Annotated in this window: 19 protein-coding genes and 1 pseudogene; 10 read left to right on the top strand and 10 right to left on the bottom strand. The window is 60.4% G+C overall.

Going from position 1 to position 20,907, the window contains the following annotated elements; translation table 11 throughout:
* The 3 genes from ACTJKS_RS24100 to ACTJKS_RS24110 all read left to right on the top strand — a co-directional run.
* A partial coding sequence (locus tag ACTJKS_RS24100) for a hypothetical protein (RefSeq protein WP_440829014.1) occupies nt 1–201 on the top strand: 201 nt, incomplete at its 5' end.
* Nucleotides 202–724: 523 nt separating this feature from the next.
* Nucleotides 725–1,699, top strand: coding sequence for a 2-hydroxyacid dehydrogenase (locus ACTJKS_RS24105; RefSeq protein WP_041073989.1), 975 nt, complete (start codon nt 725–727; stop codon nt 1,697–1,699).
* 148 nt (nt 1,700–1,847) lie between these two features.
* The gene (locus tag ACTJKS_RS24110; RefSeq protein WP_108181733.1) at nt 1,848–2,357 is read left to right on the top strand and encodes a DUF2165 family protein; all 510 of its coding nucleotides are present in this window, start codon (nt 1,848–1,850) and stop codon (nt 2,355–2,357) included.
* 26 nt (nt 2,358–2,383) lie between these two features.
* Here ACTJKS_RS24110 and ACTJKS_RS24115 read toward each other — a convergent pair whose 3' ends face one another.
* On the bottom strand, nt 2,384–3,286 hold the full coding sequence (locus tag ACTJKS_RS24115) for a DMT family transporter (RefSeq protein ID WP_108181732.1): 903 nt from the start codon (nt 3,284–3,286) through the stop codon (nt 2,384–2,386).
* 252 nt (nt 3,287–3,538) lie between these two features.
* Here ACTJKS_RS24115 and ACTJKS_RS24120 point away from each other — a divergent pair, with 252 nt between their 5' ends.
* The gene (locus tag ACTJKS_RS24120) at nt 3,539–4,414 is read left to right on the top strand and encodes an AraC family transcriptional regulator (protein WP_198759494.1); all 876 of its coding nucleotides are present in this window, start codon (nt 3,539–3,541) and stop codon (nt 4,412–4,414) included.
* Nucleotides 4,415–4,513: 99 nt separating this feature from the next.
* On the opposite strand, the gene ACTJKS_RS24125 is transcribed toward ACTJKS_RS24120, so the two are convergent.
* The 6 genes from ACTJKS_RS24125 to ACTJKS_RS24150 all read right to left on the bottom strand — a co-directional run bounded on the left by ACTJKS_RS24125 (nt 4,514) and on the right by ACTJKS_RS24150 (nt 10,911).
* Nucleotides 4,514–6,943, bottom strand: coding sequence for a TonB-dependent siderophore receptor (locus tag ACTJKS_RS24125; protein WP_108181730.1), 2,430 nt, complete (start codon nt 6,941–6,943; stop codon nt 4,514–4,516).
* 199 nt (nt 6,944–7,142) lie between these two features.
* A complete protein-coding gene (locus tag ACTJKS_RS24130) occupies nt 7,143–8,132 on the bottom strand; it encodes a FecR family protein (protein WP_108181729.1) in 990 nt (329 codons plus the stop codon).
* Nucleotides 8,129–8,695 (bottom strand): RNA polymerase sigma factor, encoded by a 567-nt coding sequence (locus ACTJKS_RS24135; protein ID WP_003221797.1) that lies wholly within the window; start codon nt 8,693–8,695, stop codon nt 8,129–8,131. Before ACTJKS_RS24135 ends, ACTJKS_RS24130 begins: the two co-directional genes overlap by 4 nt.
* A 1-nt stretch (nt 8,696) precedes the next feature.
* Complete coding sequence (locus tag ACTJKS_RS24140; RefSeq protein WP_108181728.1) at nt 8,697–9,023, bottom strand: DUF3325 domain-containing protein; 327 nt, start codon at nt 9,021–9,023, stop codon at nt 8,697–8,699.
* Nucleotides 9,023–10,609: a PepSY-associated TM helix domain-containing protein gene (locus tag ACTJKS_RS24145; protein WP_262947997.1), complete on the bottom strand. Its 1,587-nt coding sequence runs from the start codon at nt 10,607–10,609 to the stop codon at nt 9,023–9,025. Before ACTJKS_RS24145 ends, ACTJKS_RS24140 begins: the two co-directional genes overlap by 1 nt.
* The gene (locus ACTJKS_RS24150; protein ID WP_108181726.1) at nt 10,606–10,911 is read right to left on the bottom strand and encodes a DUF3649 domain-containing protein; all 306 of its coding nucleotides are present in this window, start codon (nt 10,909–10,911) and stop codon (nt 10,606–10,608) included. The genes ACTJKS_RS24145 and ACTJKS_RS24150 overlap by 4 nt, the downstream gene beginning before the upstream one ends.
* Before the next feature lie 179 nt (nt 10,912–11,090).
* Here ACTJKS_RS24150 and ACTJKS_RS24155 point away from each other — a divergent pair, with 179 nt between their 5' ends.
* The 3 genes from ACTJKS_RS24155 to fecA all read left to right on the top strand — a co-directional run bounded on the left by ACTJKS_RS24155 (nt 11,091) and on the right by fecA (nt 15,018).
* Nucleotides 11,091–11,579 carry a sigma-70 family RNA polymerase sigma factor gene (locus ACTJKS_RS24155; protein ID WP_262947998.1) on the top strand — a complete coding sequence of 163 codons (489 nt, stop codon included), beginning with the start codon at nt 11,091–11,093 and terminating at the stop codon, nt 11,577–11,579.
* Nucleotides 11,576–12,508 carry a FecR domain-containing protein gene (locus ACTJKS_RS24160; RefSeq protein ID WP_222016473.1) on the top strand — a complete coding sequence of 311 codons (933 nt, stop codon included), beginning with the start codon at nt 11,576–11,578 and terminating at the stop codon, nt 12,506–12,508. The genes ACTJKS_RS24155 and ACTJKS_RS24160 overlap by 4 nt, the downstream gene beginning before the upstream one ends.
* A 176-nt stretch (nt 12,509–12,684) precedes the next feature.
* Nucleotides 12,685–15,018, top strand: coding sequence for a TonB-dependent Fe(3+) dicitrate receptor FecA (gene fecA / locus ACTJKS_RS24165; RefSeq protein ID WP_108181723.1), 2,334 nt, complete (start codon nt 12,685–12,687; stop codon nt 15,016–15,018).
* Nucleotides 15,019–15,232: 214 nt separating this feature from the next.
* On the opposite strand, the gene ACTJKS_RS24170 is transcribed toward fecA, so the two are convergent.
* A complete protein-coding gene (locus ACTJKS_RS24170; RefSeq protein ID WP_007968091.1) occupies nt 15,233–15,637 on the bottom strand; it encodes an HPF/RaiA family ribosome-associated protein in 405 nt (134 codons plus the stop codon).
* A gap of 200 nt (nt 15,638–15,837) precedes the next feature.
* Nucleotides 15,838–16,785, bottom strand: a complete 948-nt coding sequence (locus ACTJKS_RS24175; protein ID WP_047291811.1) for a LysR substrate-binding domain-containing protein — start codon at nt 16,783–16,785, stop codon at nt 15,838–15,840.
* 135 nt (nt 16,786–16,920) lie between these two features.
* Between ACTJKS_RS24175 and ACTJKS_RS24180 the strand changes: the two genes are divergently transcribed.
* The 3 genes from ACTJKS_RS24180 to ACTJKS_RS24190 all read left to right on the top strand — a co-directional run bounded on the left by ACTJKS_RS24180 (nt 16,921) and on the right by ACTJKS_RS24190 (nt 20,298).
* The gene (locus tag ACTJKS_RS24180; protein WP_262947999.1) at nt 16,921–18,297 is read left to right on the top strand and encodes an L-serine ammonia-lyase; all 1,377 of its coding nucleotides are present in this window, start codon (nt 16,921–16,923) and stop codon (nt 18,295–18,297) included.
* An 86-nt stretch (nt 18,298–18,383) separates the two neighbouring features.
* Nucleotides 18,384–19,685 carry an HAAAP family serine/threonine permease gene (locus ACTJKS_RS24185; RefSeq protein WP_108181721.1) on the top strand — a complete coding sequence of 434 codons (1,302 nt, stop codon included), beginning with the start codon at nt 18,384–18,386 and terminating at the stop codon, nt 19,683–19,685.
* A gap of 295 nt (nt 19,686–19,980) precedes the next feature.
* A complete protein-coding gene (locus tag ACTJKS_RS24190; RefSeq protein ID WP_108181719.1) occupies nt 19,981–20,298 on the top strand; it encodes a DUF3509 domain-containing protein in 318 nt (105 codons plus the stop codon).
* On the opposite strand, the pseudogene ACTJKS_RS24195 reads toward ACTJKS_RS24190, so the two are convergent.
* Nucleotides 20,295–20,555, bottom strand: a pseudogene (locus ACTJKS_RS24195) (phosphate-starvation-inducible PsiE family protein); the annotation flags it as partial. The gene ACTJKS_RS24190 and the pseudogene ACTJKS_RS24195 overlap by 4 nt on opposite strands.
* Nucleotides 20,556–20,907 lie beyond the last annotated feature (352 nt).

A 20,907-nucleotide genomic window follows, 5' to 3' on the forward strand; every position in this document is an offset into this window, starting at 1 on the left:
AATATTTATGGTGCCTGCACCACCGCTTTCGCGAGCAGGCTCGCTCCCACAGGTAAATTGAGTGCATTCAGCCAGAACCTGGTCGGCTGTCAGGCCGCCATCGCTGGCAAGCCAGCTCCCACAAGGATTGACTGGATTCAGTTAGATCCAGGTCGGCTGTCAGGCCGCCTTCGCTGGCAAGCCAGCTCCCACAAGGACTGAGTGGATTCAGTTAGATCCAGGTCGGCTGCCAGGCCGCCTTCGCGAGCAAGCTCACTCCTACAGAAAAGCAAAGCAGTTCAGGCAGACCGCATGCTTTTCACCACTCAACAGGATGAGCGTTAGCTCGGCTGCAGCTCTTGATCTTGCCGTGACGGCCCCTTCGGCAGGCTGAGTGGAGGGGGTTATCCGGGGGTGGGAGCGCAGCGACCGTTCGACGCAGTCGAACACATCGAGAGGAGGTGCAGCGAAGCAAACCGGAGGCGATGCCCCCGGATGAACCCCGCAACGAAGGTACCCGAGCCTGAGCGAGGGCCGTACGCCGGGGCCCAGCGTTTTGGTTACTTTTGGGCGTCTGCAAAAGTGACTCGCCGTAAGGGCGAAACCGCCAGCCGCAACACCCGAAGCAACGGATAAACACCCAAAACCCCAGGAGCATGGTCGGCCCAGAGGCCGCCAAGACAAGCCAAACCCCACAAAGAAATGTTAGCGTGCTTGGTAATAAAGACAGCCGAGCCCAAGCCCAATGAAAAAAACAGTCCTGGCCTTCAGCCGCATCACCCCGCCCATGATCGAACGCCTCCAGCAAGAGTTCGACGTCATCGTCCCCAACCCGAAGAACGGTGACATCAACGCCCAATTCAACGAAGCCCTGCCCCACGCCCACGGACTGATCGGCGTCGGCCGCAAACTCGGCAAAGCCCAACTCGAAACCGCCACAAAACTCGAAGTGGTCTCCAGCGTCTCCGTCGGCTACGACAACTACGACCTCGATTACTTCAACCAACGCGGAATCATGCTCACCAACACCCCGGACGTGCTCACCGAAAGCACCGCCGACCTCGCCTTCGCCCTGATCATGAGCAGCGCCCGCCGCGTCGCCGAACTCGATGCCTGGACCAAGGCCGGGCAGTGGCAAGCCAGCGTCGGCGCGCCATTGTTCGGCTGCGACGTCCACGGCAAGACCCTGGGCATCGTCGGCATGGGCAACATCGGCGCCGCCGTCGCCCGCCGTGGCCACTTCGGCTTCAACATGCCGATTATCTACAGCGGCAACAGCCGCAAGCCCGAACTGGAACAACAACTCGGCGCACATTTTCGCAGCCTCGACCAGTTGCTCGCCGAAGCCGATTTCGTCTGCCTGGTGGTGCCGCTCAGCGACAAGACCCGCCACCTGATCAGCCATCGCGAACTGGGCCTGATGAAGCCGGGCGCGATCCTGGTCAACATCTCCCGTGGCCCGGTGGTCGACGAGCCGGCGCTGATCGAGGCGCTGCAGAACAATCGCATCCGTGGCGCCGGTCTGGACGTCTACGAAAAAGAACCGCTGGCCGAGTCCCCGCTGTTCCAGTTGAAAAATGCTGTGACATTACCGCACATCGGCTCGGCCACCGGAGAAACCCGCGAAGCCATGGCCAATCGCGCGCTGGCCAACCTGCGCAGCGCCTTGATGGGCGAGCGTCCACAGGATCTGGTGAACCCGCAGGTCTGGCGCGGTTAAACAAAATCGGGCAAGTGCCAAAAGACACTTGCCCGACACGTTATGCACGCACACATACTTTGCAATTCAACCCGACACCAAAACAATAGACCCCGCTATAAACTCTCCCGACATATCGAACCCTCGACAAATGTTATGGAGAACACACTTGAACGCTCTGACCATGGATAAAATTATCCGCTACAGCAAAGTCATACTGATGAGTTACTTCAGTTTTTTTGGCTTGCTGATGATGTTCAGCAATTTCACCGACTACGGTTCAAACTACGAATATGTCGCGCACGTCCTGAGCATGGACACGACCGAACACAACGCCAACCTGCGCTACCGCGCCATCACCTCGCCAATGCTGCACCACCGTATATATTGGCTGATCATTACCCTGGAAGTCACTTTCAGCGCATTTTGCATGTTGGGTGTCTATCAATTACTCAAGAACATCAACGGCTCCAGCGAGGAATTCCATGAAGCCAAGAAGTTTTCGATCATTGGTCTTTTAATCGCTGTTTTCATTTACTACGTATGCTTTCAAGTTGTCGGTGTCGAATGGTTCGACATGGACACTTCGAAAGTCTGGAACGCCAAGGATTGGGCCCGACATATTGTCGACTTTATCTTGCCGCTGATGATTTACATCGTGATAAAAGTCGAGCGCTGAACATCATCGCTCGTACAGTTACAGGCTCAAGCCAACTTGCCCTGACGGGGCAATGCCACGGCACGAGGTTTACGAAACACCAAGACGTTGCCAAGCATGACCAACACCAGGCCGAGCAGCGCCGGAGCAGTCCACTGGTAGCCTTCGGCAAACGCCGAAACGTTCAGCGCCACCACCGGGAACAGCACCGTGCAATAGGCCGCGCGCTCCGGGCCCATGCGCCCGACCAGCGTCAGGTAGGCAGTGAAGCCAATCACTGAACCCGGGATCACCAGATACAACAGCGCGCCGACGTAACGTGGCGACCAGTCCATGTCGAACGCAATACCTTTGACCAGGCACCACACCGACAACATCGCCGCCCCGTAGGCCATGCCCCAGGCATTGGTGGTCAACGGTTTCAGACCGGCCTTCTGCTGCAGACTCGACAGCATGTTGCCCGCCGAGAAACACAGCGTGCCGCACAGGGCCAACGCCAGACCGAGCAAGGTCTGCGGACTGGCTTGATGGCCGGACAGTTCCGGCCAGAACAACATTCCCAGACCGAACAAACCGAGCGCGCCCCCCATCAACACATTGCGCGCAATGCGCTGGCCGAAGAACACCCGCGCATTGAGCGCGTTCCACAAGGTGGCGGTGGAAAACACCACCGCCACCAGACCGCTGGGAATCCACTGGCTGGCGGTCAGAAAGCACATGAAGTTGACACAGAACAGGCACAACCCCTGCGCCACACAGATCAAATGACCACGGCGATTCATCGGTTGCAGGCGCCGACTGAGCAGCAACAGCACGAACAGCACCAGCGCGGCGAGGCCGAAGCGATAGACGATCGACACCGGAATCGCCACCACCCCCAATTGCCATTTCAGGGCAATCCAAGTGGTGCCCCAGATCAGCACGGTCAGCAGATACAGCGAAAGGTTCATGGCGAGACTCCTGAGGACACCGGACCTCTGTGGCGAGCGGACTTGCTCGCGCCGGGCTGCGCAGCAGCCCCGTTCATGAGTGCTGCGCACTCGGCGGGAGCGAGCTCTCTCGCCACAGGGTTGTGTTGTATGGAGATTCAGGGTGCGGCAGCCAGGATCGGGGCGCTTGCAGATTCTTGCGCTTTTGTCGCCCGGCAGGCTGGCAGCGCGACGTCTACGGAGTAGGATGCAAGGCGTTGGAGAGAACCGCACATGGCCGCTATTGATACCCTGCAAGTCTTTCAAGCCCTCAACCGCTCGCCGAACGCACGCCTTGTGCACAGCGCCGAGCTCGGTGACGGCTTGTCTGCGGCCCTGTGGACCAACCACCACGATGCCCAGGAATACGAAGCGCCGAGCCACCACACGCTGTCCTGCTACATCGCCGGTGGCACCGGCACCTTTCGGCGCGGGCAGCCGGGGCACAAGGGCGGGCCGGACAAACTGTGCATCCTGCCCGCCGATCACCAATCCGGCTGGGTGATCAACGGTGACATTCGCCTCGCTCACCTGTATTTCAGTGCTGAGCAATTTGCGTTGGGCTGCGTCACCTTGCTCGATCGCGAGCCGCGAGAAATGCAGTTGCGCGAGCAGACTTTTCTCGAAGATCCGCAACAGGCACAGCGCTTTCGGCAATTGCTCACGCTGAACTGGGACGAGCCGGCCGAACGTTTGCTGACCAGCAGCCTCGCTCACGAATTGATCAGCCACACCCTGCTCAGCCAGGTCGGCGCGCGCCAGGATTTGCGCCTCAAGGGCGGACTGGCGCCCCACCAGCGCCGGCAGCTGGTGGAGTTCATCGACAGCCAATTGGCCGAACCGATCAGCCTCGGGCAACTGGCCGGTCTGTGTGCGTTGTCGGAATACCACTTTGCGCGGATGTTTCGCGTGAGCTTCGGCTTGCCGCCGCATCAGTACGTGCTGGCGCGACGCATGAGCCGGGCGCGGGAGTTGTTGCGCTGCACGGCGTTGCCGCTGGGAGAGATTGCGCTGGCATGCGGGTTTGCCAGCGCCAGTCATTTCACCAACCGGTTTCGCCAGGTGTTGGGTGGGACGCCGGGGGAATATCGGCAGGCGTTTTTGCGTTAGAGCCAGATCAAAAGATCGCAGCCTTCGGCAGCTCCTACAGTAGGAATGCGTTTCCCCTGCAGGAGCTGCCGCAGGCTGCGATCTTTTGCTGTTTTCGGATCAGAACTCCAGCGTGCTGGAGAGCGAAATCTGCCGCGAATCGCCCATCGATACAAAGAACCGGCTCGCCGCCGAGGTGTAGTAGGTGCGGTCGAACAGGTTCTTCACGTTGAGCTGAAACTTGACCTTCTGCCCTTCGAGTCGGGTGTCGTAAGTGGCGAACGCATCGGCCACGGTGTAGCTCGGCAGGTCGAAATCATTCACCGCGTTGCCCGCGCGCTCACCGACATACCGCGCCCCGGCGCCGACCCGCAGCTGATCGCCACCGATCACGCTGCCGAAGTCATACACCGCTGACAATGAGCCGCTGTTTTTCGCCACGTTCTGCAGGCGATTGCCTTTGTAGTCCGGGTCTTCGGTGACCTCGGCATCGGTGTAGGCATAGGCGCCGATCAGGCTCCAACGGTCAGTCAGTTGACCGGTCAGGTCCAGTTCCAGACCTCGGGAACGTACTTCGCCAGCCGCGCTGTAGATCGTGGTCGGGCCTTCAGAATTGGAGACCAGCACGTTGCGTTTCTTGATATCGAACAGTGCGATGTTGCCGGTGATGCGTCCTGGTATATCCAGCCGCGCCCCCAGCTCCCACGACTTGGCTTCTTCCGGCGCGATACTGCCGTCGAGCACGGTGCTGCTGCCGCTGAGCGGGGCGATGGTCGAGTTGGGTTTGAACGATTCGGTGTAGCTGCCGTAGAACGACAACTCGTCGGTGTAGCGATACACCAGACCGGCGCGCGGCACGAACTTCTGCCCGTTGCTGTCGGTGTTGGCCTTGAACGGCACGCCTTTGCCGGCGTACTGGTCGTACTCCTGAAAGCGTCCACCGGCGACCAGAATCCATTGGTCATTGAGGTGAATGGAGTCCTGCAGAAACACCGAATCGCTGCGCAGCAGATCGGTCTGCGCGCTGTCCGCCGGGCTGACCGTGGTGCCTTCGACTTCACGGCCATACACCGGATTGACGTAGCTGAAGGTGCTCAGGCTTTTCTGGCGGATCAGGTCGGCGCGGTAAATCTTGCGGTACTCGTCGTCGACGCCGAACACCAGATCATGTTGCATGCCCAGCAGGTTGACCTTGCCCTCAAGGCTGGCGGTGGTGAAGCGGTCGGTGCTGATCGCGCCTCGCGTGCCATCCATGCTGCGGGTCAGCGTGCCTTTTTTGGTGTCGATGGCGGTCACGCGGACCTGGCTGGCGTCGTAGGTTTCGCGGTTCCAGCTGTAACCGAAGTGGGCTTTCCAGTCGTCGTTGAGTTCGTGGTCGGCCTCGAAATGGTAGAGGTCCGAGCGGCCTTCCATGTCGTTGAACGGCTCGTCCAGACGCTCGTTTCGCGAGATGTCCAGCGGGTGGTTGGTGCGCGGATCGATCACCGTACCCCGGTCGAACGGCGTGAGGAACTCGCGATGCTCGTAGCCGAACGACAGCTGGGTGCGCTCGCCAAACCAGGCCAGCGAAGGCGCGATCAGCGTCTCGCGATGGGTGCCGTAGTTGCGCCAGTAATCTTCGTCTTCATGGTCCAGCACCAGCCGGTAGGCCAGCCCGGATTCACCCAGTGCCCCGGTGCTGTCGAAGGTGCCGCCGCTGCCATTCTTGCCGTCGCCGTAGCTCGAACCGCGCAGGGTCAGCGCGTTGTATTGGGTCAATTCCGGCTTTTTGCTGACCAGGTTGACCACCCCGCCCGGGTCCTGAATGCCGTAGAGCAACGAGGCCGGGCCCTTGAGCACTTCGACCCGATCGACTGTCGCGTTCATGCCACGGCCCTGCACGATCGGCATGCCGTCGCGCATGATCGAGCCATTGCGGTTGTCGCCGAAGCCGCGGGTCATCACCGAGTCCTGAGTGCTGCCCAAGGTGTTGCCCTGGGTAATGCCGCTGACATTGGCCAGCGCATCGTCGAGATTGCGCGGGGCCTGATCGCGGATCACCTGGGCCGGGATCACGTTGACGGTCTGCGGGATTTCCTGCAGCGACGCCGAGGAGCGCATCACCGAACTGGTCTGCGGCGGCTGGTAGCTCATCGACTCGTCGCGGGACGAGGTGATGGTGGTGGCGCCGAGGTTGAGCGCACCGGCGGTGGGCTGCGGTTCCAGCGCCAGGGTGTGGCTGTCGGTACGGCGGAAGGTCATGCCCGAACCACTGAGCAGGCGTTGCAGCGCTTGTTCGGCGCTCATCTGGCCGCTGACGGCCGGGGCGTTAATGCCGTACGGCGCCTCATCGGTGTAAACCACGCTCTGCCCGGTGACGCGGCTGAAATCGCTCAGGGCCTGGGGCAGCGGTTTGGCGCTCAGGGAAAAATTGAACTGCTTCTGCGCGGGGCTGCTGACGGCTTCAGCGGCGAGTGCAACGCTCATCGGCAACAGCGCCAATGCTGAAAAACTCAATGCCGAAACGCCCAACCACTGTTTGACCGAACCCGATTTTGCCCTGGACTTCATTGCTCAATGACCTGTGTAGAACCGCTACGGATGCGAATGACTCGCAGTTTCAGTCACTACACGGATGGGGCTGTGGTTTACCTCACCACAAATCTGAAAATATTTCTGAAGATCAAAAGATCGCAGCCTGCGGCAGCTCCAACAGGTGATCGCGTGTACCTGTAGGAGCTGCCGCAGGCTGCGATCTTTTGACGTTGAATCAGCGCAAAATAATCAGATGCCCCAACACCTGACGCTGCTCAAACCCCATCACCCCTTGCAGCGAACTCAAAACAGCCTGCGGATCCTCGCTCGGAAAACTGCCGCTGACCTTGCGCGCAGCCAACTCATCGTTGAGCACAACAATCCGCCCTGGGTAATAGCGACGCAAATCCTGCACCACATCGGCCAGCGACGCCTTGTAGTACGTCAGCCAGCCCTGCCGCCAGGCCAGTTGTGCTTCGCTGTCCACGGCGTGCAGTTTTTCTGCGCGGCCTTGTCCGTAAGCCACTTGCTGGCCAGCCGTCAGAATCTGCTGTTGCGCATTGCGATCCGCCGTCACGCCAACGCGCCCGGACAACACCGTGACCTGCGCGCCCTGCGGTTGCAGACGGACTTCGAACTGCGTACCGAGGACCCGCGCCTGGCCTTTCTCGGCCTCGACCACAAAGGGATCACCGGTGTGCGTCACATTGAAAAAACCCGCGCCACGCCGCAACTGCACATGCCGCTCACCTCGACTGAAATCCACGGCAATAGCGCTGTCAGCGTCCAGCGTGACTTGCGAATTATCGGCCAGGGTCACCGTGCGGACTTCCCCCGGTGCCGAAACGTAATCGGCGCCCAGATCATCGATCCAGCGCTGCGGCTGCCAACCCGTGCCAAGGCTGAGCATCAGCATCAGACACGCGGCCATCGCCAGCGCGCCCGACCAGCGCAGCAGCGTTGAACGACGCGGACGCTCCATTGCATTGAGGTAGCCCTGCAACGCAAACGCGTCCTCATCGGCCAGGGTGCGCGCCGGACTTTCGCTCAACTCCCACACGACTTGCGCCTGGGCGTAGGCCTCGGCGTGGGCCGGGTCGGCGCGCAGCCACTGGCTGAAGGTCAGTTGATCGCCAGTGCTCGGGCGGTCGTGCAACAGGCTCAGCCAGGCGAGTGCGGCCTGTTCCTGAGCGGGTGTAGGGATGATGCGGTCGGTGGCTTTCACGGTGCTTTCCCTGGCAGGCGTGGCGCGGGTTCGCGCAGGCTGGCCTTGCAGGCCTCAAGGGCGCGCATCATATGTTTTTCCACGGCACTTTGAGACAGGCCCATCGCCTTGGCGATGTCTGCGTACTTGCGACCGTGAATGCGATTGAGCAAAAAAATCTGCCGGGTGCGCTCGGGCAAGGCGCGCAACGCTGCCTCGACATGGCGCAGATCATTGCCCGCTTCAAGCGCGGCCTGCGGTTCGCTGCCGTGGCTGTCCGGCGCATCCGGTTGCCAGCCCTCGTTGACCCGCACCCGCGTGCCTTCGCTGCGCAAATGATCGATGGCGATGTTGCCGGCGCATCGCAACAGGTAGGTGCTGAGCTCTTCGACCTGCACCAGCGGCCTGCGCCAGAACCGCAGGAACAGGTCCTGCACCAGATCCGCCGCCGTGGCCCGGCAACCAACGCGTCGGTTGACCAGCGCTTCCATTTGCGAGCGCTGCGACAGGAACACCTGGAGAAAATGCGCACGCGCGCCGTGCGGCTCGTCGTCGCGGGACTCCGGAGGATGACCGATCAGCATGTCAGCCCTGCGCCCAAGCAGCGACCGGACCGGCCAGCAGGCTCAACCCGGCCAGTGCGAGGGCCAGACGTGGGCGATAGGGCAGCAACAACACCAACGCCAAGGCGCTGAGCATGAGGACCGCAAACCAGTCGACCAGACCGAAACTCCAGCCGTTCGCCCCGACAGCTGCCCAAAGCGACAGCCCGAGCAACAGCCACCCGGCGAGTTTCAGAACCCGTGCACGTCGGGCCGAGGGTTTGTTGCCAAGCAGCTCATCGTGGTGCCGTGGCATCGACAGACACAACGCGCTGAACCCGGCATAGCACAGCAATAACGCCAGCAACATCAGCTCACCTCCTGTTCAAGCGTGATCGGCCGCGGCTTTTCGCGGGGAGTTTTTTTCACGCTGACGGCGCTGCCGGCACGCTGCATTTTCCAGGCGGCCCAACCGAGGAACAGGCCTGCGCCCAAACAAGTCAGATCGAAACCCGCCAGCGTCCAGTCGCCTTGCGCCAGCGTTACGCCGAGACTCCATGGCGTGGCCAGATTGATCAGTGGCACCGCGATAAACAGCACGCCAGCCAGCCCCAGCTGTTCGACCCAGGCCGTTCGCCCCTTGCGCAGCAGCGCATGCACCACGCTCAAGGCCCAGGCGATAAAAAACGCATTCACTTCTTGATCGGCGCGCCCGGCCAGATCCGCCGGCAACAGGCGATTGGCCAAAAAGAACACCGCCACCGCCGCTGTCAGCCCGGCCATGCTGGCAATGTTCAGCACCTCCACCACGCGCAATTCGAACGGCATCACGCCGCTTTTGGCATGTTTGAGCTGGCGCTTGCCGAGCCAGATCACCAGCCCGGTGCCGATCATAGCGGTACTCGCCAGACCGCAGATGAAGTACAGCCAACGCAGGATCGGACCGGCGAAATGACCGATGTGCAAACCGTAGAAACCACTGGCGATCGTCATCGGCAGCGGCTTGTCGGGCGTGGCGCCGAGCATCTGCCGGGTGACGCCGTTGAAGGTCAGGTTGCTGGCGTACTCATAGGCGATCCGGTCGGAACTCGCGCGCGACAGCTGCACCGTGACATTGGCGTCGCCGGGGTTGATGACGCTGACTCGCGCCGTATGCCCCCCCGCCCACTGCTCGCTCGCCCGTACCAAAAAGGGTGCCAGCGGTGGCAGCGAACTCGCTTGAGCGGCGCGTTGCGGGGTTGGCGTTTCGGGAAACATGTCTTGGTAAAACGCTTCGCGATCAGTGCCGTAGGACGCCAGAATGCTGGCCGGCATGACCATCGCCATGAAAATCACCAGGCTGCTGTAAGTGATCATCAGATGAAACGGCAGCACCAGCACGCCGACCGCGTTATGCCCGTCGAGCCATGAACGCTGGCCTTTGCGCGGGCGAAAGGTGAAGAAGTCCTTGAAGATTTTCATGTGGGTGATGATGCCGGTGATCAGCGCAATGAACATTACCATCGCGGCCGTCGTCGCCAGCCAGCGGCCCCACGGATAAGGCATTTGCAGCTGGAAATGGAAGCGGTAGAAGAACTCGCCGCCCCGGCTGTCCCGGGCCTGTATTTCCGCACCGGTCTGCGCATCGAGTGTTTTTTGCGTGAAGCTTCCACGCTTGCCGGCTTCGGCCGGTGTGTCTTGCCAACGCACAGTCAACGCAGGATCACGGGCATTCGGCAAATCAATCAACCAACGCGAAGCAGCCGGCGCGTGCTGCTGCAGATAGCCTTGCGCCAGGCTCAGGCTGTTCGCTGAATCGATGGCGTGCACGGGAATTTCCGGCTGCATCCAGTGGCTGATTTCAGCCTTGAAATAGGCCAGCGTTCCGGTCAGGAAAATCGCAAACAGCAGCCAGCCAAACACCAGTCCCGTCCAGGTATGCAGCCAGGCCATCGACTGACGAAAGCCCTCCTTCATGCGTAGCCCAAGCCCCGCGCGGCGCCGGACACTGTCGCCAGAATCACGCTGGGCACCAGCAGACCGACCCACGCCGACCACGCCGTGCGACAGGCGAAACACCAGAGCGCCGCGACCAGATAAACCAGAAAGGAAATGGTCATGCCGGTCACCACCGCTTCTGCACGACTTAACGGTAGCCACAGCGTCAGGGCGACACTGGCCAGCGCCGCAACCAGATAGCCGCCGAACACCGCCGCCAGCACCCGCGAGGTGATGGCCAGACGATAGGACATGGAAAGTGAGGCGAGTTTGCCTTTCATGTTTCGACCCTGAAACGAAAAAACGTCCAGCCGATAAAGCCGAACCAACAGGCGAACAATATTAATGATAAATATTCTCATACGCAAAAGCATCTGATTGCCGGGCAGCGCTACACACCCCTACAATGCGAACAGTTCTTGTTCTCTAACGCATCGATCATGCGCCCGGAGTAATACCCTTGTCGTCCGCCCATCCCGTCGAATCGCTTTACCACGACCACCACAGCTGGCTCACCGGCTGGTTGCGGCGCAGACTCGGCTGCCCGGACAGCGCCGCAGATCTGGCCCAGGACACCTTCATTCGCGTGCTCAGCGCCCGCGAACCTGCAGCGATCATCGAACCGCGCGCCTTTCTCACTACCCTCGCCAAACGCGTGCTGTTCAATCATTACCGTCGCCAGGACCTGGAACGCGCCTATCTCAAGTCCCTGGCGCAGATGCCGGAAATGGTTGCGCCATCGGAAGAAGACAAAGCGATCATCCTGCAAACCCTGATCGAGCTGGACCAGTTGCTCGATGGCTTGCCGCGCTTGGTCAAACGCGCCTTTTTGCTGGCGCAGGTCGATGGCCTGACTTATCCGCAAATCGCCGCCGAGCTGGGCATCTCCGTAGCCACGGTCAAGCGTCATTTGCAAAAAGCCGCCCTGCGCTGCTATTTCGCCCTATGAACCGCGTCCCGGATTTCTCTGCGCAAGTGGCCGAACAGGCCGTGCACTGGCTGATGGAAATGCAGCAGGGGACGCTCTCCCCGCGCCAGCAACAAGCCTGGCAGCAATGGCTGGACGCCCACAGCGAACACCGTCGCGCGTGGGAGCACATGCAGCGGGTCAACCAGCGCTTGCGCGGTGTATCTTCGCCATTGGCCCATGCCGCGTTGAACGGGCCGAAGTCCTCCAGCCGCCGTCAGGCGCTCAAATTGCTCCTGCTTCTCGGTGCCGGTTCCGCCGTCACCTGGGGCATGCGCGAGCACAATCCGCTGCCGACGCTGCTCGCCGATTACCGCAGCCCGTTGGGTCAGCGCCGCAAGGTGGCGCTGGGCACGGGCAGCCAGTTGCAGCTCAATACCGCCAGTGCAGCGGACGTGGACAGCACGCAACGACTGATCCGTCTGCTGGAAGGCGAGATCCTCCTGAGCACCACGCAAGCGTTCGAAGTGCGCACGGCGCAAGGCACTCTGCAAACCCGGGCGGCACGCCTCAACGTGAGGCAGTTCGCCGATCGCACGCAGGTGGCAGTGTTTGAGGGTCAAGTGGAGTTGAATGCCCAAGGGCGTGCGCCGATGTTATTGCCCATCGCCCGTCAGCTGAGCTTCAGCGCCACCTCGATCAGCGAAGCCAGGCCACTGGACGCCAACAGCGGCGCCTGGGCGGACGGCATGTTGATCGCCGCGCACATGCGCCTGGGCGACTTCCTTGAAGAGCTTGGGCGCTACCGTCGCGGCCAGTTGCATTGCGATGCGAAAGTGGCCGACTTGCTGATCTCCGGGACTTATCCACTGGACGACAGCGAGCGGATTCTGGATCTGCTGCAAATCAGTCTGCCGGTGAACGTACGGCGGTTTACCCGCTATTGGGTGAGCGTCGAGGCTCGGGTTTAGCAGCAAGATCAAAAGATCGCAGCCTGCGGCAGCTCCTACATTGGCTCGGTGTACATCCTGAAGGAGCTGCCGAAGGCTGCGATCTTTTGCTCTCGAAAATAAATGAGCCGTTTTTCAGATCTGGCGTGACAGAGAAGGAAAGCCCCCTTGATTCAACCTTCTCAGGATCAACCTTCATGCACCCCACCCGCCTCACGCCACTGGCCCGCCGCCTGCGCAACCTCGTACTGGGCGCCAGCCTGAGTTTCAGCGTCCTGCCCGCCGCGATGGCCGCCGAAACCAAGGTTTACCACATCGCCCCGGCGTCGCTGGAAAATGCCCTCAACCAGTTTGGTCGTGAAGCCGGCGTCCTGATTTCCTTCGGCTCGCAGATCACCAGCGGCGTGCAAAGTCGTGGCCTGGAAGGCAGCTACACCGCCGCCCAAGGTCTCGAGGCACTGCTCGAAGGCACCGGCCTGCAAGCCCGCGCCGAAGGTAACAACGCGTTCAGCCTGCAACCGGTCGGCGACACCGCGCTGGAGCTGGACGCCTCGAAAGTCGTCGGTGACTGGCTCGGTGACGCGGCGCAGGTCAACGTGTTCGAGCATCCGGGCGCCCGCGACGTGATCCGCCGTGAAGACTTCGAACGCCAAGGCGCGACCCAGGCGCGCGATGTGCTCAACCGCATCCCCGGGGTCAACGCGCCGGAAAACAACGGCACCGGGAGCCACGACATGGCGCTGAACTTTGGCATTCGCGGTCTTAACCCGCGCCTGGCTGCACGTTCGACGGTACTGATGGACGGCATTCCCGTGCCGTTCGCCCCTTACGGCCAGCCACAGTTGTCGTTTGCGCCGATCAGCATGGGCAACATGGACGCGGTGGATGTGGTGCGTGGCGGCGGCGCGGTACGTTACGGCCCGCAAAACGTCGGCGGTGTGGTCAACTTCGTCACCCGTGCCATCCCCGATGAGCCGACGGTCAAGGGTGGGTTCCAGACAGAAACCAGTCCGTCGTCGAGCCATGACGGCTTCAAGACCAGCGCCAATCTGCTGGCCGGCGGCACCCATGCCAACGGTCTGGGCGGCGCGTTGCTGTACTCTGGCACTCGCGGTGGCGACTGGCGTGAACACAGCGACAGCGAGATCGACGACCTGATTCTCAAGGGCAAATACCAGCTCGACGAGGCCAACAGCTTCAACGCCATGGCCCAGTATTACGAAGGCAAGGCCGACATGCCCGGTGGCCTGAGCGTCGCCGATTACGACGCCGACCCGTACCAGTCGACGCGCTTGAAAGACCAGTTCTGGGGTCGCCGGACGATGTTCAACTTTGGCTATCGCTATCAGGAAGATCGCCGCGAATTCACCGCCAACACCTTCTTCACCAAAACCCTGCGTAGCGGTTATCTGGACCAGGGCAGCTTTCTCTCGCTGTCGCCGCGTGAGTATTGGGTACGCGGTTTCGAAACGCGCTTCGCCCAAGGTTTTGATCTCGGCCCGACCAGCCATGAAGTCGGCGTCGGCTACCGCTACATCAACGAGGCCGGCCACGAGTTGCGCTATCGCACGCCGATCAGCAGCAACCAATACCCGACCACCAACAGCCGCAACGACCGCGACACCCGAGGTGGCACTGAAGCCAATGCGTTGTTCGTCGACGATCGCATCGACATCGGCAAATGGACCATCACCCCGGGCGTGCGCTACGAGATGATCGAGTCGCAGCAGACCAACAATCTGACCAACGTCAAATACCAAGGCGACTACAACACCGCGCTGCCGGCACTGAACGTGCTGTATCACCTGACCGACAGCTGGAATCTGTACGCCAACACCGAAGGCTCGTTCGGCAGCGTGCAGTACAGCCAGATGCCTAACCGCGTGAGCAGCGGCGAAGTGAAACCGGAGAAGGCTCGCACCTGGGAACTCGGTACCCGTTACGACAACGGTGCATTGCGCGCGGAGATCGGCGCATTTCTGATCAACTTCGACAACCAATACGAAAGCAACCAGACCAATGATTCAGTGATCGCCCGTGGCGAGACCCGTCATCAGGGCATCGAGACCAGCGTCAATTACGCGCTGGATGACTTGAGCCCGGCACTGGCCGGTTTCGATGTGTACGCCACTTATGCCTATGTCGACGCGACCATCCGCGAAGACGGGCCGAACAAGGGCAACCGCGTGCCGTTCTCCTCGAAACACAAAGGCACAATTGGCGTCGGCTACACCGAAGGGCCGTGGAAGCTCAACTTTGACAGTAGCTTCCAGAGCGACCAGTTCGCCGACAACGCCAACACCTCCAAGGAAAGTGCTGACGGCAGCACCGGCAAGATCCCCGGCTACATGCTGTTCAGCAGCCGCGCCGGTTACGACTTCGGCCCGCAACTGTCGGATCTGAACGTGGCAGTGGGGGTGAAGAACATCTTCAACACGCAGTATTTCACCCGCTCGTTTGACGACAACAACAAGGGCAAGTACGTCGGTGAGCCGCGCACGGTGTATGTACAAACGTCTGTAGCTTTCTAAAAAAACTGTGGCGAGGGAGTTTGCTCCCGCTCGGCTGCGAAGCAGCCGTAAATCCTGCTAATGCGGTCTGGCTGTTGAACGCCTTTGCAGGTTTTGGGGCCGCTTCGCAGCCCAGCGGGAGCAAGCTCCCTCGCCACACTGCTCAGCAACACAAACAAAAACGGGCCTGCTTGCGCAGGCCCGTTCTCATGGGGTGGCTTGAAAAATCAGCGCATCAACTGTTGATCGCTGCCTGTTCGTTCTCCAGAAACTCTTCTTCCAGCAGTGCGTCGTTCGCCTTGCTGAATGGCACGATGGCAGCGCGCGGTTTACCCCGCAGTTTGCCAAACAGGTGCTCCAGCGCATGTTCCAGTTTTTCGGCTGCACCGTCGATCGCCTGTTCCAGCGAATCGGCTTTATGGGTGACGGAAATCGGTTGATGGCCTTTTGGCCGCGCTTCCAGTTGGCAGCGCAAGTCATGGGGACCTGGTTTGTCGCCGTTCTCGTCGCTCAGGTGGACTTCGACACGGGTCAGGTCTTCTTCATAACGGTCGAGCGTGCTCTCAATGGTTGTACGTACCCACTCCTCCAGTCGTTTACTGCTTTGAATATGGTTATCGCTGTTGACTTGGATTTGCATAGTTCATCCCTTATTTCAGCTAGCTCGCGAGAGGCCTTGAATTGAATTTCCTGACCCCTTGGTTACAACAATCGGCCCGACTGACGAACATTTCAACCCCTGAAAAAAGATAAATATTCATTCGCAAAAAAAGCCGGACAACCGAGCAAGTCACTGGTAAGGTCGGGAGTTGGGTTGCCTCGCAACCCTGCAAAATCTGCTCACAATTGCCCGTCGTTCAACGGATGCAAACTGCGGAAAATCCCCGCTTCCTCCACTAGCCAGTCATGCACCGCACGCACGCCCGGATGGCTCAACGCCCCCGGCGCATACAGCAGCACGTAGCGTTTGTGGTTGGGCACCGACAGGCCGAATGGAACAATCAACGTCCCACGCTCCAGCTCATCGTTGAGCAACGTGCGCCGGGCAATCGCCACGCCCATGCCGGCGATCGCCGCTTCGATGGTCAGGTGATTGCGATTGAACGTGTGCCCCCGCCGTACGTCGGCGCCTTCAAAGCCAATCGCATTCAGATAGAACTCCCACTCCGCGTATTCATAACTGCCGCGCCAGGCGGTGATGTCGTGCAACAACGGGAAATGCACCAGATCCGCCGGCCCATGCAGCGGCGGGCGCCCGCGCAACAGGCTCGGCGCACACACCGGAAAAATCTGCTCATCGAGCAAGGCTGTGGATAACAGCCCCGGATAGCTGCCGTCGTTCAGATCGATCGCCAAATCGAAGTCACCCTCGTGCAACGGCACGCTGCTGTCTTCGGCCACCAGCCGTAACTGGATGTCCGGATAGCGCTGTTGCAGGCGCGGCAGACGCGGGGTCAGCCATTTGCTCAGGAACGACGGAATCGAACGCACCCGCAAAATCCCGCTGATCATCCCGGCATCCAGACGACGCAATTCAGCATCGATGTTGCCATAGGCCTCATTGACGGTGATGGCCAGCCGCTGGCCTTCCGCACTCAACTCGACACCCCGCGCCCGGCGATGAAACAGGCGAAAGCCCAGACGCTCTTCCAGTTGGCGAATCTGCTGACTGACCGCCCCCGGGGTGATGTGCAGCTCTTCCGCGCAACGGGTGAACGACAGGTGCCGCGCGGCACAGGAAAACACCTGCAGCCAGACGTAGGTCTGGGCGTGCAATTGACGACTCATCGTTTAGTCCTGCTAAAGGCTTTCTTAGGAAGTTTCGTTGGTCACGTAGGACCGAGGTAGGCAGTATCGCCGACATTGCGCTTGTCCTACAAAAAATGGCAGCGATTCCTACTCCATTGCTTGTAAGGGTTTAGCATGGCTATCAGTGTTTTTGATCTATTCAAAGTCGGCATCGGTCCGTCCAGTTCCCACACCGTCGGCCCGATGCGCGCTGCTGCGACCTTCGCCCAGGCGCTGATCGAGCACCGCCTGCTCAACGATGTGCGCCGCGTGGAAATCCGTTTATACGGCTCGTTGTCGGCCACCGGCGTCGGCCACGCCACCGACCGCGCCACCGTCATGGGCCTGATGGGCGAATGGCCGGACAGCATTGATCCGGCGACCATCGACCCACGCATTCAGCAACTGCGCGAAAGCGGCCAGTTGCTTCTGGCGGGTCAGAGAGAAATTTCCTTCAACTGGCAGCACGATCTCCTGCTACTGGACGAAAGCCTGCCCTACCACCCCAACGCCATGTCGCTGACAGCCTTTGGCGAAAGCGCCGAGCTGTTCACGCAAACGTACTACTCGATTGGCGGCGGTTTCATCATCGAAGCGGCGCAAGCCGAGTCCGGTGTGGCGCCGGCCGGCGACGTGGTGTTGCCGTACGATTTTTCCAGCGCCGCCGAACTGCTGAGCCTGTGCAAGCAGCACAACTTGCGCGTGTCGGAGCTGATGATGGCCAACGAACGGGCCTGGCGCAGCGACGCTGAAATCCGTAACGGCCTGCTGCACATCTGGTCGGTGATGCGCGAGTGTGTCGAACAGGGCCTGCGCCACGAAGGCATCCTGCCCGGTGGGCTGAACGTGCCGCGCCGCGCGGCGAAATTGCACCGCAGCCTGCTGGAAATCGGCAAGCCGAACGTGATCAGTTCGACGCTGTCGGCGATGGAGTGGGTCAATCTTTTCGCCCTCGCCGTTAACGAAGAGAACGCTGCCGGCGGGCGCATGGTGACCGCGCCGACCAATGGCGCGGCCGGGATCATTCCGGCGGTGCTGCACTACTACATGAAATTCAACCCGGACGCTTCTGACGATGACGTGGTCGCGTTCTTCATGGGCGCCGCCGCTGTCGGCATTCTGTGTAAGAAAAATGCCTCGATCTCCGGCGCTGAAGTCGGCTGCCAGGGCGAAGTCGGTTCGGCCTGCGCGATGGCCGCGGCGGGCCTCGCTGAAGTGCTGGGTGCAACCCCGGAACAATTGGAGAACGCCGCTGAAATCGGCCTGGAACACAACCTCGGCCTGACCTGCGACCCGGTCGGCGGCCTGGTACAGGTGCCGTGCATCGAGCGCAATGCCATCGCCGCCGTGAAGGCGATCAATGCCACACAAATGGCCCTGCGCGGCGACGGCAAACACTTCATTTCCCTCGACCGGGTGATCCGCACCATGCGCGACACGGGCGCCGACATGCACGACAAATACAAAGAGACTTCACGGGGCGGCCTGGCCGTGAGCTGGGTGGAGTGCTGACGCGCATTCCCTGAGCGCCCCGGCAGGCCGCAGACAGCGGCCTGCCAAACGTGAGCCCGAGCAAAAATAATAACGAGGCAAAAACGATGACCGATGTACGTACACCTGCTGCCGAAAATCCCGCTGTAGATCGCACGCGCAACACCGAAACTGCTCACAAGGGCTGGAGCAAATCCGACACCACCTGGATGCTCGGTCTGTACGGCACCGCGATTGGTGCCGGCACATTGTTCCTGCCTATCAATGCCGGCGTCGGCGGTTTCTGGCCGTTGCTGATTCTGGCGCTGCTGGCCTTCCCGATGACCTTCTTCGCCCACCGAGGCCTGACCCGCTTCGTGCTGTCCGGGCGTTCCGGCGACATCACCGAAGTCGTCGAAGAACACTTCGGTATCGGCGCCGGCAAGCTGATTACCTTGCTGTATTTCTTCGCGATTTTTCCGATCCTGCTGGTGTACAGCGTGGCGCTGACCAACACCCTGAGCAGTTTTCTCGAACACCAGTTGCACATCGCCCCGCCACCACGGGCAATCCTGTCGCTGGTGCTGATCCTCGGCCTGATGGCGATCGTGCGCTGCGGCCAGAACGTGATCGTCAAAGCCATGAGCGTGCTGGTTTACCCGTTCGTCGCCGCGCTGCTGTTACTCGGCCTCAGTTTGATTCCGAACTGGAACGGCGCGTTCTTCGCCAGCGCTCAAGAGCCAATGCCGCTGTCGACGTTCCTCAAGACCCTGTGGCTGGCGATCCCGGTGATGGTGTTCTCGTTCAACCATTCGCCGATCATCTCCGCCTTCGCGGTCGATCAGAAACAGCGTTACGGCGCGGAAGCCGAACGCAAGAGCAGCGGCATCCTCGCCATGGCCCACGGCATGATGGTGGTGACGGTGATGTTCTTCTGCTTCAGTTGCGTACTGGCGCTGTCGCCGGCGGATCTTGCAGCAGCGAAGGCGCAGAACATATCGATCCTGTCGTACCTGGCCAACCACTTCCAGACCCCGGTCATCGCCTACGCCGCACCGCTGATTGCGCTGGTGGCGATCACCAAATCCTTCCTCGGCCACTACATCGGCGCCAGCGAAGGCTTTCAGGGCATGATCGTCAAGAGTTTGCGTGGCCGTGGCAAGGTGATGTCGGCGAGCTGGCTGAACCGTGCGACCGCGCTGTTCATGATCCTCAGTTGCTGGGCCGTGGCCACCTTCAACCCGAGCATCCTCGGCATGATCGAAACCCTTGGCGGGCCGGTGATCGCCTGCCTGTTGTTCCTGATGCCGATGTACGCCATCCGCCGCGTGCCAGCCTTGCGCCAGTACTCGGGACAGGCGTCCAACGTGTTCGTGGTGCTGATCGGCCTGATTGCACTGTCGGCGATCATCTACTCGGTTCTGCCCTGAAACGGGCCACAAATGACAAAGGCGAGCCATGAGCTCGCCTTTTTTATGCAGTATCCATTGTCCAACAATTTTCCCGGCACAGCCCTTGCAATTCCTATGTAGGAGCTGCCGCAGGCTGCGATCTTTTGATCTTTGTGACCGAAGTCAAAACAGCGCAGATCAAAAGATCGCAGCCTTCGGCAGCTCCTACAAAACGCAACAACACAGGCCACGGAATCGCCGATGATCAGGTATTGCGAACCAACCCGATCACGGCCGGTCAACAACTGCACGTTCAATCAGGCGGTGACGCATCATGGACAACCCTTTTCAGATCATTACCGATGCCTTCGCGCCGGACTATCAGATCAACCTGAGCATTCAGGGGCTGGACGGCAGCATCATGCTGACCCTGTCCAACAGCGGCCGGATCGTCGCCAAACGGATGATCAGCGCCGAACAGCGCAACGACCCGGTACGGCTTAAGCGGCTGGTGCAAAGCATTCAATTCGGCATTGCCATCGAACAGGGCCACAGTGCTATGGCGATCCTCGAAGCGATGACCAGCGGCGACGGGCTGCCCCCGCCACCGCAGCAGAACAACGGTCAGCCTCGGCCGTCGATGGGCCTTTAAAGCTCGCCCTTCTCGATCTCGGGGTGTTCACCGGAGCCGGCGCCGAGTTTGCGTTGCGGTTTTTCGATCTTCACCGACGGGAATTGCGACGAGGCGTAACGCACCACCAGAATCGAGAACGCCAGCAACAGAATGCCGCCGCACAGGTAGATGATGCCCATGTCCGGCGGGTTGTGGTGCGAGACGTTGGAGATCAGCAGGCGGGTCAGCGCAGTGATCGCCACGTAGATCAGGAAGCGCACTGGCATGTGGTTGACGAAATTGCCGGGAGTTTTCTGAAAATAAATTTAATATTTTTGCTCATATTAACTTTCCAAAACTGAGATGCAGATGATGTTCCTGGACCTCACCTTCAACACGCTCAAACCTCAATCGCCAAGCTTGTAGAGTTTTTCTCCCTTACGACATCTTGAGATGTCCTAGAGCAGATCCTTCGCGCCCTAGGCGTCATTCTTTGTTTTTACGAACTCGGCGCAATAACTCACATCGCACAGGAAAAGAGCTCGATGTGGACTGGAAAGCTTCCACGGAATCCGGTCACAGAGGTTATTGACACCAATAGTTTTTGATCTATGCTGGCATTTAGCCTGCCATCATGCCATTTGTCAA

The organism is Pseudomonas sp. 22189, from assembly GCF_052045635.1.
GTDB classification, from domain to species: Bacteria; Pseudomonadota; Gammaproteobacteria; order Pseudomonadales; family Pseudomonadaceae; genus Aquipseudomonas; species Aquipseudomonas parakoreensis.

Excerpts from the sequence above, each read along its gene's own strand:
- ACTJKS_RS24120 (WP_198759494.1), top strand. The coding sequence starts at position 3,539 with ATGGCCGCTATTGATACCCTGCAAGTCTTTCAAGCCCTCAACCGCTCG.
- ACTJKS_RS24105 (WP_041073989.1), top strand. The coding sequence starts at position 725 with ATGAAAAAAACAGTCCTGGCCTTCAGCCGCATCACCCCGCCCATGATC.
- ACTJKS_RS24185 (WP_108181721.1), top strand. The coding sequence starts at position 18,384 with ATGACCGATGTACGTACACCTGCTGCCGAAAATCCCGCTGTAGATCGC.
- ACTJKS_RS24125 (WP_108181730.1), bottom strand. The coding sequence starts at position 6,943 with ATGAAGTCCAGGGCAAAATCGGGTTCGGTCAAACAGTGGTTGGGCGTT.
- ACTJKS_RS24180 (WP_262947999.1), top strand. The coding sequence starts at position 16,921 with ATGGCTATCAGTGTTTTTGATCTATTCAAAGTCGGCATCGGTCCGTCC.
- ACTJKS_RS24140 (WP_108181728.1), bottom strand. The coding sequence starts at position 9,023 with ATGTTGCTGGCGTTATTGCTGTGCTATGCCGGGTTCAGCGCGTTGTGT.
- ACTJKS_RS24170 (WP_007968091.1), bottom strand. The coding sequence starts at position 15,637 with ATGCAAATCCAAGTCAACAGCGATAACCATATTCAAAGCAGTAAACGA.
- ACTJKS_RS24115 (WP_108181732.1), bottom strand. The coding sequence starts at position 3,286 with ATGAACCTTTCGCTGTATCTGCTGACCGTGCTGATCTGGGGCACCACT.
- ACTJKS_RS24135 (WP_003221797.1), bottom strand. The coding sequence starts at position 8,695 with ATGCTGATCGGTCATCCTCCGGAGTCCCGCGACGACGAGCCGCACGGC.
- ACTJKS_RS24190 (WP_108181719.1), top strand. The coding sequence starts at position 19,981 with ATGGACAACCCTTTTCAGATCATTACCGATGCCTTCGCGCCGGACTAT.
- fecA (WP_108181723.1), top strand. The coding sequence starts at position 12,685 with ATGCACCCCACCCGCCTCACGCCACTGGCCCGCCGCCTGCGCAACCTC.
- ACTJKS_RS24160 (WP_222016473.1), top strand. The coding sequence starts at position 11,576 with ATGAACCGCGTCCCGGATTTCTCTGCGCAAGTGGCCGAACAGGCCGTG.
- ACTJKS_RS24175 (WP_047291811.1), bottom strand. The coding sequence starts at position 16,785 with ATGAGTCGTCAATTGCACGCCCAGACCTACGTCTGGCTGCAGGTGTTT.
- ACTJKS_RS24145 (WP_262947997.1), bottom strand. The coding sequence starts at position 10,609 with ATGAAGGAGGGCTTTCGTCAGTCGATGGCCTGGCTGCATACCTGGACG.
- ACTJKS_RS24150 (WP_108181726.1), bottom strand. The coding sequence starts at position 10,911 with ATGAAAGGCAAACTCGCCTCACTTTCCATGTCCTATCGTCTGGCCATC.